The sequence below is a fragment of the Streptomyces sp. NPDC047022 genome (assembly GCF_040644155.1).
Taxonomy (GTDB): domain Bacteria; phylum Actinomycetota; class Actinomycetes; order Streptomycetales; family Streptomycetaceae; genus Streptomyces.
In genome coordinates this window covers 136,694-151,154 of sequence record NZ_JBEYVV010000010.1, presented here as the reverse complement: position 1 = coordinate 151,154, position 14,461 = coordinate 136,694, and the positions used below count along the sequence as shown (strand labels likewise).

Annotated in this window: 14 protein-coding genes and 1 pseudogene; 8 read left to right on the top strand and 7 right to left on the bottom strand. The window is 71.1% G+C overall.

What is annotated here, in order from left to right:
• Positions 1–35: 35 nt before the first annotated feature.
• The 5 genes from ABZ845_RS14120 to ABZ845_RS14100 form a co-directional block, all read right to left on the bottom strand.
• Positions 36–1,136 carry an acyl-CoA dehydrogenase family protein gene (locus ABZ845_RS14120; protein WP_360977971.1) on the bottom strand — a complete coding sequence of 367 codons (1,101 nt, stop codon included), beginning with the start codon at positions 1,134–1,136 and terminating at the stop codon, positions 36–38.
• Positions 1,133–2,317, bottom strand: coding sequence for an acyl-CoA dehydrogenase family protein (locus ABZ845_RS14115; RefSeq protein WP_360977968.1), 1,185 nt, complete (start codon positions 2,315–2,317; stop codon positions 1,133–1,135). Before ABZ845_RS14115 ends, ABZ845_RS14120 begins: the two co-directional genes overlap by 4 nt.
• A gap of 2 nt (positions 2,318–2,319) precedes the next feature.
• On the bottom strand, positions 2,320–3,285 hold the full coding sequence (locus ABZ845_RS14110) for an NADPH:quinone oxidoreductase family protein (protein ID WP_360977965.1): 966 nt from the start codon (positions 3,283–3,285) through the stop codon (positions 2,320–2,322).
• Positions 3,286–3,445: 160 nt separating this feature from the next.
• Positions 3,446–4,060: an XRE family transcriptional regulator gene (locus ABZ845_RS14105; protein ID WP_360977962.1), complete on the bottom strand. Its 615-nt coding sequence runs from the start codon at positions 4,058–4,060 to the stop codon at positions 3,446–3,448.
• A gap of 109 nt (positions 4,061–4,169) precedes the next feature.
• The gene (locus ABZ845_RS14100; protein WP_360977959.1) at positions 4,170–4,631 is read right to left on the bottom strand and encodes a hypothetical protein; all 462 of its coding nucleotides are present in this window, start codon (positions 4,629–4,631) and stop codon (positions 4,170–4,172) included.
• A gap of 473 nt (positions 4,632–5,104) precedes the next feature.
• Here ABZ845_RS14100 and ABZ845_RS14095 point away from each other — a divergent pair, with 473 nt between their 5' ends.
• The 7 genes and pseudogenes from ABZ845_RS14095 to ABZ845_RS14065 all read left to right on the top strand — a co-directional run bounded on the left by ABZ845_RS14095 (position 5,105) and on the right by ABZ845_RS14065 (position 11,676).
• A complete protein-coding gene (locus ABZ845_RS14095; RefSeq protein ID WP_360977956.1) occupies positions 5,105–6,643 on the top strand; it encodes an ATP-dependent DNA ligase in 1,539 nt (512 codons plus the stop codon).
• Entirely contained in the window at positions 6,640–7,128 is a 489-nt protein-coding gene (locus tag ABZ845_RS14090; protein ID WP_360977953.1) for an NUDIX domain-containing protein, read from the top strand. The genes ABZ845_RS14095 and ABZ845_RS14090 overlap by 4 nt, the downstream gene beginning before the upstream one ends.
• 124 nt (positions 7,129–7,252) lie before the next feature.
• The gene (locus ABZ845_RS14085; RefSeq protein ID WP_360977951.1) at positions 7,253–8,638 is read left to right on the top strand and encodes an NADP-dependent succinic semialdehyde dehydrogenase; all 1,386 of its coding nucleotides are present in this window, start codon (positions 7,253–7,255) and stop codon (positions 8,636–8,638) included.
• Between the two features lie 26 nt (positions 8,639–8,664).
• Positions 8,665–8,895: a DUF6213 family protein gene (locus ABZ845_RS14080; protein ID WP_360977948.1), complete on the top strand. Its 231-nt coding sequence runs from the start codon at positions 8,665–8,667 to the stop codon at positions 8,893–8,895.
• Positions 8,896–9,172: 277 nt separating this feature from the next.
• Positions 9,173–10,246 (top strand): annotated as a pseudogene (locus tag ABZ845_RS14075) (type III polyketide synthase); the annotation flags it as partial.
• 1 nt (position 10,247) lies between these two features.
• On the top strand, positions 10,248–11,111 hold the full coding sequence (locus ABZ845_RS14070; RefSeq protein ID WP_360977945.1) for a cytochrome P450: 864 nt from the start codon (positions 10,248–10,250) through the stop codon (positions 11,109–11,111).
• 7 nt (positions 11,112–11,118) lie between these two features.
• Positions 11,119–11,676, top strand: coding sequence for a cupin domain-containing protein (locus tag ABZ845_RS14065; protein ID WP_360977942.1), 558 nt, complete (start codon positions 11,119–11,121; stop codon positions 11,674–11,676).
• Between the two features lie 22 nt (positions 11,677–11,698).
• Here the strand turns inward: ABZ845_RS14065 and ABZ845_RS14060 are convergent, their stop codons facing one another.
• Positions 11,699–12,925: an acyl-CoA dehydrogenase family protein gene (locus ABZ845_RS14060; RefSeq protein WP_360977939.1), complete on the bottom strand. Its 1,227-nt coding sequence runs from the start codon at positions 12,923–12,925 to the stop codon at positions 11,699–11,701.
• A gap of 207 nt (positions 12,926–13,132) precedes the next feature.
• Here ABZ845_RS14060 and ABZ845_RS14055 point away from each other — a divergent pair, with 207 nt between their 5' ends.
• A complete protein-coding gene (locus ABZ845_RS14055) occupies positions 13,133–13,777 on the top strand; it encodes a TetR family transcriptional regulator (protein WP_360977936.1) in 645 nt (214 codons plus the stop codon).
• A 117-nt stretch (positions 13,778–13,894) separates the two neighbouring features.
• Here the strand turns inward: ABZ845_RS14055 and def are convergent, their stop codons facing one another.
• Entirely contained in the window at positions 13,895–14,434 is a 540-nt protein-coding gene (gene def, locus ABZ845_RS14050) for a peptide deformylase (protein WP_360977933.1), read from the bottom strand.
• Between the last annotated feature and the right edge of the window lie 27 nt (positions 14,435–14,461).

The window sequence follows — 14,461 nt, the reverse complement described above, 5'->3', positions numbered from 1 at the left end:
CATGCCCGGGCGCCGCCCTCGAACGCGCGCGAGTCCTACAGCGGCGGTTCCAGTCCGACCAGCGCGGCCAGTGCCTCGCGGTGGGCGCCGGCGGTCCCGTACGCGATCGAGTCGGCCTTCGCCCGCTTCAGATACAGATGGGCCGGGTGCTCCCAGGTCATGCCGATCCCTCCGTGCAGCTGGAGGGCCTCCTCGGCGGCGTGGACGGCGACGGGCGCCGCGTACGCCTCGGCCACGGCGACCGCGACGTCCGTGTCCTCGCTGCCCGTGGCGAGTGCGTCGGCGGCGTAGCGTGCGGCGGCCCGCAGGTTGACCACCTCAAGCCACAGCCCGGCCAGGCGGTGCTTGAGCGCCTGGAATCCTCCGACGGGCCGGTTGAACTGCTTGCGCTCCTTCAGATAGCGCACGGTCTCGGTCAGGCACCAGTCGGCCACGCCGAGTTGCTCGGAGGCCAGCAGCCCGGCTCCGGTGCGCAGGGCACGCCGTACGGCCGTGGGCGCGTCGTCCGTGAGGCGGTGCCCGGACGCCCCGTGGAACGCGACCTTGGCCAGGGGCCTGGTCAGATCGAGGGAGATCTGGGGGGTGACGGTCACGGTGGCCGTGTCCGAGGCGGGCACCGCGTACAGGCCGCCGTCCTGCGCGGGGACCAGCAGCACATCGGCGTGGGCCGCGTCCGCGACGGCTGTCAGCTCCCCGTGCAGGGCGCCGCCTTCCTGCCGCACGAGGCCGTGGGGACCGCCGGGCAGGGCGGACAGCCCGACCGCGAGCGCTGCCACGGTCCGCCCTGACGCCAGCTCCGTCAGCAGCTTCGCCGCGTCGTCGCCCTTGCAGGCGAGCAGGGCCTCGGTCGCCACCACGGCGCTCGTCAGATACGGCACCGGAGCGACCGCACGCCCCAACTCCTCCAGTACGACCGCCGCTTCACGGTGCGAGGCGCCCTGACCGCCCTGGGCCTCCGGCACGAGGAGACCGGCGAGTCCCATGTCCTGGGCCAGCGCCTTCCACAGCGAGCGGTCGTAGGGGGTGTCCGACTCGACGCGTGCGAGGACGTCCGCGGCGTCGCAGTGGTCGGCGAGGAGTTCGCGGACCGCCGAACGCAGCGCCTCTTCCTCCTCCGAGTACAGCAGATCGGTCATCGGGCGAGGTCCTTCCAGGCGACGTCCTTGTCGGTGCGCGGCTCGGCGGGCAGGCCGAGGACGCGCTCGGCGACGATGTTCAGCAGGATCTCGCTGGTCCCGCCCTCGATGCTGTTGCCCTTGGAGCGCAGATAGCGGTATCCGGCCTCGCGGCCCGTGAAGTCGACCAGTTGAGGCCGGCGCATGGTCCAGTCGTCGTACAACAGGCCCTCCTCACCGAGGAGTTCGACGCCAAGGCCGCTGATCTCCTGATTGAGGCGGGCGAAGGCGAGCTTCATGCCGGAGCCCTCCGGTCCCGGCTGGCCCGCGACGAGCTGCTGGCGCAGCCGCTCGCTGGTGAGCCTGGCGACCTCGGCCTCGACCCACAGCGTCAGCAGCCGCTGGTGAGCATAGTGCGTGCGCAGGTCGGGGCGCTCGCGCCAGGTCTTCACGACCGGGCCGATCATGCCGCCCTCACGCGGAATACGCATACCGCCGATGGACACGCGCTCGTTCATCAGGGTGGTCTGCGCGACGCGCCAGCCGTCGCCGATCCCGCCGAGGCGGCGGGAGTCGGGGATGCGGACATCGGTGAGGAACACCTCGTTGAACTCGGCCTCGCCCGTGATCTGCCGCAGTGGCCGGACCTCGACGCCGGGGTCGGTCATATCGCAGATGAAGTAGGTGATGCCCTGGTGCTTGGGCACATCCGGGTCGGTGCGGGCGATGAGGATGGCCCAGCGGGCGCTATGGGCGCTGGAGGTCCACACCTTCTGGCCGTTCACCACCCAGTCGCCCTTGTCGTCGCGCACGGCGCGGGTGGCGAGGGCCGCGAGGTCGGAGCCCGCGCCCGGTTCGCTGAACAGCTGGCACCACACCTCCTCACCCAGCCACAGGGGCCTGAGGTAGCGCTCCTTCTGCTCCTGGGTGCCGTACTGGAGGATCGTCGGCGCGGCCATGCCCAGGCCGATGCCGATGCGCCGCGGGTCGTTGCCCGGGGCCCCCGCGGCCTCCAGTTCGGTGTCCACGACGGTCTGAAGGGAGCGCGCAGCACCGAGGCCGCCGAGGCCCTCCGGGTAGTGCACCCAGGCGAGGCCCGCGTCGAAGCGTGCCCGCAGGAAGTCCATGCTGTCGGTGGTGGCGGGCGGATGTGCCGCCAGCAGTTCCCTTGCGCGGTCGCGCAGTTCGGCTGCGTCGGTCATGCTCAGGCTCCGTTCTCCGGGACGACCGCGATCCTGCCCGTGGTCACGCCGTCGGCGACGCGCTGGACGGCCGCGGCGGCGCCGCTCAGTGGCACGCGCTCGCTGACGAGGGGCTTGATGCCGCCGCGGGCGGCCAGGTCGGTGAGCTGCTCGTGGCAGTGCTGGATCAGCTTGGGGTTCTTGGTGTTGTACAGGCCCCAGTGCAGACCGAGGATCGAGTAGTTCTTGACGAGGGCGTGGTTGAGCCCCGGGCTGGGGACGGAGCCGCTGGCGAAGCCCACCACGACGATCCGCCCCTCGAAGGCGATGACCTTCGTGGACTGCGTGTACGCCTCGCCGCCGACCGGGTCGTACACGACATCCACGCCCCGGCCGCCGGTGGCTTCCTTCACGGTCGCAATGACGTCCTGCGCCCGCCGGTCGATCACGACGTCGCAGCCCAGCTCCCGCGCCACGGCGGCCTTGTCGGCGCCGCCCACGACACCGATGACCGTGGCACCCGCCGCCTTGCCGAGCTGCACGGCGGCGCTGCCGACACCTCCGGCAGCGGCATGGACGAGCAGCGTCTCCCCGGCCTCGAGACCGGCGCGCCGGTGCAGGCCGAACCAGCCCGTCTGATAGCCGATGTGCAGGGCGGCGGCCTCGGCGTCGTCAAGCGAGCCGGGCGCGGGCAGCACGGCCGCGGCGTCGGCGACGGCGTACTCCGCGAAACCGCCGTACGGCAGCGCGGGATTGGCGATCACCCGGCGTCCGTCCTCGGTCTCGCCGCAGATCTCCACACCGGGGGTGAACGGCAGCGGGGGCCTGACCTGGTATTGGCCCCGGCACATCAGGGCGTCCGGGAAGTTGATGTTCGCGGCGCGCACCTTGAGCAGGATCTGGCCGTCGCCGGGCGTGGGCCGGTCCACCTCCTCCAGCCGCATCACTTCGTTCGGCTCGCCGTTCTCGTGCACTTGCCATGCCTGCATGCGGGGCCCTCCAGGCGTCGTCTGACCGGGGTCGATCGCATACTAAGCGGTCGCTTGCCCATCAGGGAACAGTCAGGGGACGGTCATGCGGGTCACCTAAGCCCGACTCCGGCCGCCGATGGCGTTCAGGGCACGTCACGTCCTCAGCATCCTGCACGTCCTAGGCATCCGCGCCCCGGCGCCGGCCGGCGCCGGGGCGCGCTCGTACGTGCATCCGCTCGCCCTGGGGCCCGAACAGGCTGAGGAACTCCACCGGCCCCTCCCCCGTCGAGCCGAACCAGTGCGGAACGCGGGTGTCGAACTCGGCCGCCTCCCCCGCCCCCAGCACCACGTCGTGCTCGCCCAGCACCAGCCTCAGCCGCCCGGCCAGGACGTACAGCCATTCGTAGCCCTCGTGCGTCCGCGGATCCGGCTCGAGCCTGCGCTGCGGTTCGAGCACCTTGAAGGCCTGGAGTCCACCGGGCTGGCGGGTGAGCGGCCAGTGGGTGCGGCCATTGCGCACGACCGGCTCGGCACGCACCCGGGGGTCCCCCACTCGCGGGGCGCCGACCAGTTCGTCCAGCGGCACCTGGTGGGCCCGCGCGATCGGCAGCAGCAGTTCGAGGCTCGGCTTGCGCAGGCCTGACTCCAGACGCGAGAGCGTGCTGACGGAGATGCCGGTCGCCTCGGACAGCCCGGCGAGCGTCACCTCCCGCTCCTTCCGGATCCGCCGCAGCCTCGGGCCCACGCCCGTCAGCACCTCGTCCATGTCGGTGGACAGCTCTTCCGCACCCATGGATGTATTGCAATTCCGGCAAACGTGTTTGTCAATCCGGCACCGCGCCGGCCCACGCGCCCGGCCCCCGCCCAGCGAACTGTAGAAGGCGCGGCGCGCTCGATGGTTGTCATCGCGCCGTCCCCTGCATCCGCAGACTCGCGTCGATCACTGCATCGCCATGATCGCTCTCCGTCTCGACCTCGAGAACGGTGCAGACCCGCCCGAAGGACCAGTAGAACCCGGTCACTTGCATGATCTCGAGGATCTCGCGTGCAGTGAGGCGCTCCTCGACGGCGGAGAAGATCTCATCGGGAACGGTGGGAGCGGCGACGACCGCGGCCATGAAGCGGACGATCGCGCGGTCGTCGTCAGGGAGTTCCGGGGCGTCGAAGTCCCAGCGTTCGATCGCATCCCGTACGGCTTCCGGCACGCCGCAGGATGCCGAGACGGGCACGTGCTGGACGAACTCGTACTCGCAGTCCGTCGCGGCGGCGGCGGTCACGCGGCCGTGCGCTCCCTGGCCCGCTGCATGGGCACGCTTCTTCAGGACATGGGCCGGGGTCTGGGGGAAGGGCGGTCTTCCGGTCATGCGCACATCTGGCTGGAGAGGGGGCGGAATCTGGAGCGGCAACTCGCGGAAACGCGCGAGGAGGCGCAGAAGGCGGCCGAGAGTCTGCGCTGGAACGCCAAGGCCGCCGCGCGCCGACAGCGCATGTCCCCGGCCCACGGAGCGTCTCCTTGCCGACCTGGACGCCATCGAGCCGCCCCGAGCGGACGGACCGGACGAGACGGTCGGCCGATGGCGCCTTTCCCGTATGCCGCCACAGCCCTCGGAGATGTCGCCACAGCGCAACAGGTTCCTGCGACTGCCCTGATCGCCAGATCGGCCGGTCTCACGGGGCTCTGTCGGTATGCGGCTCCGCAGCCCTTGCGCGACCAGCCACGACGGACCAGCGGATGATGAGACGTTCGCCCGGGCGAGCGAGCGGCCGTGGCCGTCCTGGCCGGCCTGGACGCGATCGCGGGGGTGTAGTCCGCACGCCCTCGGTGCACCATGGCTGCATGCTGCTGAGCCGGCTCGCCCGTGTGTCCCGGGAGGTCTCCGCCACCTCGGCGCGGTCGAAGAAGATCGCGCTGCTCGGCGAGCTGTTCCGGGCCGCGGAAGCGGACGACGTGCCGGTCGTGATCCCGTATCTGGCCGGCCGGCTGCCGCAGGGGCGCCTCGGCATCGGGTGGAAGCTCCTCGGCCGGCGGGTCCCGCCCGCCGAGGAGCCCACGCTCACGGTGCGCGACGTCGACGCCCGGCTCACCCGGATAGGCGCTGTCACCGGGCCCGGATCCCAGGCCGAACGGGGGCGGCTGGTGGGTGCGCTCATGGCGGCGGCCACCGAGGACGAGCAGCGGTTCCTGACCGGGCTGCTCACCGGCGAGGTGCGGCAGGGCGCGCTCGATGCCCTCGCCTCCGAGGGGCTGGCCGAGGCGACGGGGGCCGATCCGGCGCACGTGCGGCGCGCCGTCATGCTCGCGGGCTCGCTCCAGACCGTGGCGCGGGCCCTGCTCGCCGACGGTCCCGCGGCCCTTGGCGAGTTCCGGCTCACGGTGGGCCGTCCCGTCCAGCCGATGCTCGCGCAGACCGCGTCGTCGGTCCCCGAGGCGGTCGGCAGACTGGGTGCCTGCGCCGTCGAGGAGAAACTCGACGGCATCCGCGTCCAGGTCCACCGGGACGACGAGGGCGTACACGTCCACACCCGCACCCTCGACGACATCACCGACCGGCTGCCCGAGGTGGCGGTGGCCGCCCTCGCTCTCCCGGGTGAACGGTTCATCCTGGACGGCGAGGTCATCGCCCTGGACGAGCGGGGGCGGCCACGGTCGTTCCAGGAGACCGCCGGGCGTGTCGGCTCCCGGCTCGACGTGACGACCGCCGCCGCTGCCGTGCCCGTCTCCCCCGTCTTCTTCGACGTCCTGTCCGTGGACGGCCGGGACCTGCTTGACCTTCCCTTCACGGACCGGCACGCCGAGCTGGCCCGGCTCGTACCGGAACCGATGCGGGTACGGCGGGTGGTCGTGGAGGGGCCGCAGCAGGTGGCCGAAGCGGAGGAGTTCCTGGCCGGCACCCTGGAGCGGGGCCACGAGGGCGTGGTGGTCAAGGCGCTCGACGCCCCTTACAGCGCGGGCCGGCGCGGGGCCGCCTGGCTCAAGGTGAAACCGGTGCACACCCTCGACCTGGTGGTGCTGGCCGCCGAGTGGGGTCATGGCCGCCGCACCGGCAAGCTGTCCAATCTGCACCTCGGGGCGCGCAACCCTGACGGCTCGTTCGCCATGCTCGGCAAGACGTTCAAGGGCATGACGGACGCGATGCTCACCTGGGGGACCGGCCGGCTCGGGCAACTGGCCGTGGACGACGACGGCCGGGTGGTGACCGTACGCCCCGAACTCGTGGTCGAGATCGCGTACGACGGCCTTCAGCGCTCGACCCGCTATCCGGCGGGTGTCACCCTGAGGTTCGCCCGGGTCGTGCGTTTCCGGGAGGACAAGGGCCCCGAGGAGGCCGACTCGGTGTCGACGCTGCTTGCCGCCCATCCGGAGGTCGCGCCATGAGCGGACGGGGCAGGCGCAGCGCCGGTCTGCTGCTGTTCCGGCACACGGGTACGAACCTGGAAGTCCTGCTCGGGCACATGGGCGGCCCGTTCTTCGCCCGTCGCGTCAGCGGGGCGTGGACCGTGCCCAAGGGCGAGTACGAGGACGGGGAATCTCCCTGGGATGCCGCGCGCCGCGAGTTCCGGGAGGAACTCGGGCTGCCGCCGCCGGACGGGGAGGCCGTCCCGCTCGGTGAGGTGCGGCAGTCGGGCGGCAAGACGGTCACGGTCTGGGCGATCGGGGCGGACCTCGACCCGGCGGCGATCGTGCCGGGCACGTTCACGATGGAGTGGCCCCCGAAGTCGGGAACCGTGCGGGAGTTCCCCGAACTGGACCGTGTCGACTGGTTCACCCTGGACCGGGCACGCGAGGTGATCGTGACGGCGCAGGCAGCGTTTCTCGACCGGCTGGCCGAGCACTCGAACCATGACGGACCCGCGAGCTGAGCGGCACCGGTCGCCGGTGACACCGCCCCCGCCACGGCGAACGGAGCAGTGCACGACGGTCGCGTTGCGGTGGCCGCCACCGCGCGGGAAGGTCGAAGCAGACCCAGTCCCCCGGAGGTCAGCCATGCCCATCGCCACCGTCGACCCGGCGACAGGCCAGACGCTCGAAACGTACGACCCGATGGGCGAGGAGGAGATCGAGCGCAGGCTCGCCGTCGCCGACGCCGCGTTCCGCGCCCACCGCACGACCACGTTCGCCGAACGGGCGCTGCGGATGCGCAGGGCGGCCGATCTGCTCAGCGAGGACGTGCGGGACATCGCCCGCGTGATGACCACCGAGATGGGCAAGCCCGTGAGGCAGGCCCGCGCCGAGGCGGAGAAGTGCGCCAAGGCGATGCGCTGGTACGCCGAGCACGCCGAGGAGCTGCTCGCCGACGAGGAGCCCGCCGAGCGGGATGTGAAGGACTCGGGGGCCGCCTGGGTGCTGGTGCGCTACCGGCCGCTCGGCCCGGTGCTCGCCGTGATGCCGTGGAACTTTCCGCTGTGGCAGGTGATCAGGTTCGCGGCGCCCGCGCTGATGGCGGGGAACGTGGGGCTGCTCAAGCACGCCTCGAACGTCCCGCGGACCGCGCTCTACCTGGAGGACCTGTTCCGCAACGCGGGCTTCGCCGAAGGGTGCTTCCAGACTCTGCTCATCGGCTCCGGCGCGGTCGAGCGGGTGCTGCGCGACCCGCGGGTCAGGGCGGCGACGCTCACCGGCAGCGAGCCCGCGGGCCGGGCGGTGGCCTCGGTCACCGGGGACGAGATCAAGAAGACCGTTCTCGAACTGGGCGGCAGCGACCCGTTCATCGTCATGCCGTCCGCGGACGTCGAACGGGCCGCCGAGGTCGCCGTGACCGCGCGAGTGCAGAACAACGGGCAGTCGTGCATCGCCGCCAAGCGGTTCATCGTGCACACGGACGTGTTCGACGCCTTCGCCCAACGGTTCACGGCGGGCATGAGGGCGCTGAAGTCGGGCGACCCGCTCGACGAGGACACGGACATCGGGCCGCTCTCCACCGAGAAGGGCCGCGCGGATCTGGAGGCACTCGTGGAGGACGCGGTGGCCGGCGGCGCGACGGTGCTGTGCGGCGGCGAGCGGCCCGAGGGGCCCGGCTGGTTCTACCCGCCGACGGTCCTCGCCGATGTCACCCCGCGGATGCGTATCCACCATGAGGAGGCGTTCGGGCCCGTCGCCACGCTCTACCGGGCCGCGGACCTGAACGAGGCGGTGACGATCGCGAACGACTCCCCGTTCGGGCTCAGCTCGAACGTGTGGACGCACAACGGGGTCGAGCTGGACCGTTTCGTCCGGGACCTCGATGCCGGGGGCGTGTACATCAACGGGATGACGGCGTCTCATCCCGCGTTCCCGTTCGGCGGGGTCAAACGCTCTGGGTACGGCCGCGAGCTTTCCGGACACGGAATCCGCGAGTTCTGCAACATCACCACGGTGTGGCACGGCGCGTGAGCGTTGCGCGATTACGATCCCTCGGTATGAACCGCGAAGTGACCCTGCCTCTGATCGTCGACCACCACGGCACGTTGCAGGTGTCGGCCGCGGACGTCAGCAAATTGCTGCGCACGCTGGGCGGACGATGGTTGCGGCTCGTGGAGGCCGGGGAGGACGGGCTCGACGAGGACACGGTGGCCGCGCTGACCATCGAGCTCGCGAAGCTGGCGGATCGGATCGATGTGGCCTGTATCGCGCACAGTTCGCTGCGGTGACGGTGCCTTGCCGGCCGCGGATGCCTCATGGCCTTTCGCGCCCGCGCGGCGGAGCCGCATACCGACAACGCCCCGGGCCCCGTTCAGGTCGAATCCCGTGCACCGCCATCTGCGACAATAACTTTCAGTGAGGTATTTTTCACTGTGCGTACATCGCTGGAGTGGAGTACGCCGACGAGATATCCCCGACCCGGCGGGTGATCGTGGACGGGCACCCCTGTGTGGGTGAGTTCCCCTTCCGCCGGGGGACGGTTGTTCCCCGGCAAGGCGAAAGAAGGACCGCTCCATGGCGACTCTGTGCAGACCCGCGGTCACCGTCCCGGAACACGTGATCACGATGGAGGACACGCTCGAGCTGGCGCGCTCCCGCCACCCGGACCACCCGCAACTCCCGCTGGCGTTGCGGCTGATCGAGAACACCGGGGTCAAGACCCGGCACATCGTGCAGCCCATCGAGGAGACCCTGAAGCACCCAGGCTTCGAGGAACGCAACAACCTCTACGAGGCCGAGGCGAAGGCCCGGGTCCCCGCTGTGGTGCGGCGGGCGCTGGACGACGCCGAGCTGCTCCCCACCGACATCGACGTGATCATCTATGTGTCGTGCACCGGGTTCATGATGCCCTCGCTGACCGCGTGGCTCATCAACTCGATGTCCTTCTGCACCGACACCCGGCAGATACCCATCGCCCAGCTGGGCTGTGCCGCGGGCGGCGCGGCCATCAACCGCGCGCACGACTTCTGTACGGCCTACCCGGACGCCAACGCGCTGATCGTGGCCTGCGAGTTCTGTTCGCTGTGCTACCAGCCCACCGACCTCGGCGTCGGCTCGCTGCTGTCCAACGGGCTGTTCGGCGACGGAGTGGCGGCGGCGGTCGTCAGGGGCAAGGGCGGCACCGGCATCAAGCTGGAGCGCAACGGCTCGTATCTGATCCCCAAGACCGAGGAGTGGATCGCGTACGACGTCCGGGCCACCGGTTTCCACTTCCTCCTGGACAAGAGGGTGCCGACCACCATGGAACCGCTCGCCCCCGCGCTCCAGGAGCTGGCGAGGCAGCACGGCTGGGACGCCTCCGATCTGGACTTCTACATCGTCCATGCGGGTGGCCCGCGGATCCTGGACGACCTGAGCAAGTTCCTGCGGGTGCCGTCGGAGGCGTTCCGGTTCAGCCGGGCCACGCTCACCGAGTACGGCAACATCGCGAGCGCCGTCGTCCTGGACGCTCTGCGCCGGCTGTTCGAGGCGGGCGGCGCCGAGCACACCGCGCGCGGGCTGCTGGCGGGGTTCGGGCCGGGCATCACCGCGGAGATGGCTCTGGGCCGCTGGCACATCTCCGGCAACGGAAGCAAGTGAGATGACGGAAGAGACGATCACCGAACCCGGTGTGGACTTCGAGCCGGTCCTGGCCGAGCTGATGCGCGAGGACGGGCCGGTCGCCCGGCTCGCCCCGTGCTTCGTACCGCGGGGCGGCTCGGACGGCCTTGCGGAGTCGTCCGGCGAGGCCCTGCGCCGCGCGGTCGCCCCCGCCTTCACGGCACAGGGCATCGAGCGGGTGCGTGAGCGGTCCGGCCGGATGCTCGGCGAACTCGTGGACGAGCTGCTCCAGGACGGGCCGCCCGCCGACCTGACCGCGACCGTGCTCGGCCCTTTCGCCCTCGCCGTGAGCTGCGAGCTGATGGGGGTGCCGGCCGCCGACCGGCAGAACATGCGCACCTGGACCCAGCTCGTGCTGGACTCCCCGCCGGGGGCGCGCGTCGGCGAGCGGGCGGCGGAAGAGATGAGCACGTACTTCGCCGCCCTGATCGGTCTGCGCGAGGGCGGCACCGGGCAGGACATCGGCTCCCTGCTCGGCTCGGCGGTGAGCCGGGGCGAGGTGACACCGGACGAGGCGGTGGGGCTCTCGATGCTCCTGCAGATCGGCGGCGAGGCGGTCGCGGAAGGGATCGGGCAGCTGTTCCATGTGCTGCTGACCCGTCCGGAGCTGGCAGAGCGGCTGCGGGCCGGCGAGCGGCAGAGCAGGTACCTGGCCGTCGAGGAGTTGCTGTGCCGCATCCTTCAACGCGATCCGGGCAGCCTCGCCGGCGTGACGGCCGGGCTCGTCGTGGATGCCCTGCTGGAGCGGGTGCCGGGGCTGCGGCTCGCGGTGCCGCCCGACCAGGTGCCTTTCCGCGAGGGCGCGTTCATGCGAGGGCCCGAGGCCCTGCCCGTGATGTGGTGAGCGTCCGATGACGGCGATGGAGGGAGTACCGGTGGGCAGGGGCGTGCGGGCGACCGAGGGGCTGCTGGTGCCGCCGGGACACGGACGGGTCGTGCGGACCCCGGCCCAGCACGTGACGTTCAAGGTGACGGGCTCGCACTCGCGTACGGCGTCCACGTTCGAGGTGATCGTGCCGCCGGGTTTCGACGTCGGCGCCCATGTGCACACCCGCAGCGAGGAGTTGTTCTATGTGCTCGAAGGCGAACTGGACGTGCTCGCCTTCGAGCCCCGAGTTCGGACTCCCGACAACTGGCAGGGGTGGGAGTCGAGTTCGGGCAGCCGGGTGGTACGGGCGACTCCGGGCACCGTCATCGTCGTACCGCCCGGGTGCCCGCACGCGTTCTCGAACCCGACCGAGGAACCGGCGAAGGTGTTCTTCCAGGCCTCCCCGCCGCCCGATCACGAACGGTATTTCGAGGAGCTTCTGGAGATCCTGGGCAGCGGGGGCCCGCCGGACCGCGTGGCGATCGAGGCGCTGCGCAGACGGTACGACATCGAGCAGCTCACGCCCCTGAAGCACCGGTGAGCCGCTCGCTCCCGCGACGACGTCAGCGCAGGGGCATCCCGGACAGCGTGCGCGCGATCACCAGCCGCTGGACCTCGCTCGTGCCTTCGAAGATCGTGTAGATGGCGCTGTCGCGGTGCATCCGCTCCACCGGGTACTCCCGCGTGTAGCCGTTGCCCCCGAGGATCTGGATGGCCTGGGCCGTGACCTTCTTCGCCGTCTCGCTGGCGAACAGCTTCGACATGGAGCCCTCGGCCGCCGTGAACTGCTTGCCGTTCACCGCCATCCACGAGGCCCGCCACACCAGCAGCCGCGCGGCGTCGATCTGGGTCCGCATGTCCGCGAGCTGGAAGGCGACGCCCTGGTTGTCGATGATCGGGCGCCCGAACTGCTCACGCGTCTTGGCGTAGTCGAGGGCCACCTCGTACGCGGCACGGGCCGTGCCCACCGCCATCGCGCCCACGGCCGGACGCGACGCCTCGAACGTGGCCATGGCCGCGTTCTTCACCCGCTCGCCGCCCGTCTTCGCACTCTCGCGCGCGCGGGCGAGCCGCTCGTCCAGCTTCTCCTTGCCCCCGAGCAGGCAGGAGCCGGGCACGCGAACGTTGTCGAGGATCACCTCGGCGGTGTGCGAGGCCCGGATTCCGTGCTTCTTGAACTTCTGGCCCTGGGCGAGGCCCGGGGTGTTCGGCGGGACGATGAAGGAGGCGTGGCCCTTGGAGCCCGCCTCCGGGTCCACGACCGCGACCACCACATGGACGTTGGCGATGCCGCCGTTGGTCGCCCAGGTCTTGGTGCCGTTGAGCACCCACTCGTCCTTGGCCTCGTCGTACACGGCGCGGGTCCGCATGGAGGCCACGTCGGAGCCGGCGTCGGGCTCGGAGGAGCAGAAGGCGGCCACCTTGACGTCATTGGCGTCGCCGTACATCTGGGGGACCCAGGTGCCGATCTGCTCCTCGGTGCCGTTGGCGAGGACGCCCACGGCGGCGAGACCGGTTCCGACGATGGACAGAGCGATGCCCGCGTCACCCCAGAACAGCTCCTCCAGGGCCATCGGGATGCCGAGTCCGGTGGGGTCGAAGTACTGCTGGGCGTAGAAGTCGAGGGAGTAGATGCCGACCTTCGCGGCCTCCTGGATGACCGGCCAGGGAGTCTCCTCACGCTCGTCCCATTCGGCGGCGGCGGGGCGGATCACATCGGCGGCGAAGCCGTGCAGCCAGTCCCGGACCTCCTTCTGTTCGTCGTTGAGCTCCATGGTGAACTCGGCCATGTCCCCTCCAGTACTCAAGCGCTGCGCTAACATGTTACTTGCGGTAACCGCAGTGTGTTACTCGCCAGTAGGAAAGTCAACTCCCGGGCTCGGGTGACGCCGGTACCCGGTGGCCCCGCCGGACGTCGGCAGCTCGTTCGATCCCAGCCTGCGTTTCAGTGTTAGTTTGCGCAGGCGTCACCGATACAGCACGGGTGGGGAGAGACCATGGACACCACGCAGCGGACCGATCAGCAGCGGTCCGCCGACCGCCGACGGCGAGAACTTCTGGAAGCCGCCGACCGAGTGGTGCTGCGCGACGGCCCCAAGGCCTCGATGAACGCCATCGCCGCCGAGGCGGGCATCACCAAGCCGATCCTCTACCGCCACTTCGGCGACAAGGGCGGCCTGTACGCCGCGCTCGCCAAGCGCCACACCGACGCGCTGCTCGACTCGCTGCGGGCGGCACTGGACGCCCCCTCCGACCGGCGGGAGCGGGTCGAGGCCACTCTGGACACCTATCTCGCGGCCATCGAGGCCCGCCCCCAGGTCTACCGCTTCCTGATGCATCCGGAGGAGGGCGGCTCACAGAACGACCAGGGCTTCGACACGGGCCGGCACTCCATCCCGGTGCTGCGGCGCATGGGCGAGGAGCTGGCCCAGGTCATCGAGGACCGGCTGGACCTCGGCCCGGGCACCCACCAGCTCGCCCGGGTGTGGGGACACGGCATCGTCGGCATGATGCACGCGGCCGGCGACTGGTGGCTCGGAGAACGGCCCTGCACCCGGACCGAGCTGGTACGCAGCCTCGCCGATCTGCTGTGGGGCCGGCTGGCCGCCGCCGGGGACCGGGTCGGCGGGCCCGGCTTCTGACCGCCGGTCCGCCGGGCCTGCGCACGCCCGGCGGACCGTACGGCGAACGCGCGCCCCGCGGACCGGCCGCCGGGCGCGATCAGATGAGGGCGCGGACCCGCCGTCCGGCCGTGAAGCTCACCTGCTCCACGGCGCCCGTGCCGCCTGCCGCATCACGCGGCGGTGGCGCCGGCCGCCGAGCCGGTCCACGTACAGCCGCCCCTCCAGGTGGTCGCACTCGTGCTGGAGGCACCGGGCGAACCATCCGGTGCCGTGCACCGTGACCGGCTCGCCCTGAACCGTGAAGCCCTCGACGACCGCGTGGTCGTACCGCTCCGTCCCCGCTTCGAGCCCCGGCAGGGACAGACAGCCCTCGGGCCCGCGCAGTACGATCCCGTCCGCCCGTACGAGCCGCGGGTTCACCACATGTCCCACATGGCGGACATCGTCGTCGTCCGGGCAGTCGTACACGAACACCCGCAACGGCTGCCCGATCTGGTTCGCCGCCAGGCCCACGCCCTGCGCGGCGTACATGGTGGCGAACATGTCCTCGACGAGCCCGGCCAGTTCGGGACCGAAGTCGGTGACGTCCGCGCAGGGTGTGCGCAGCACACCCTCGCCGAGCAGGGTGATGGGCCTCACGCGCCCTCGGGAGCCGGGGATGGAGCCGTTTCGCATGGCGGCAAGGGTACGGTCCTGGATGCC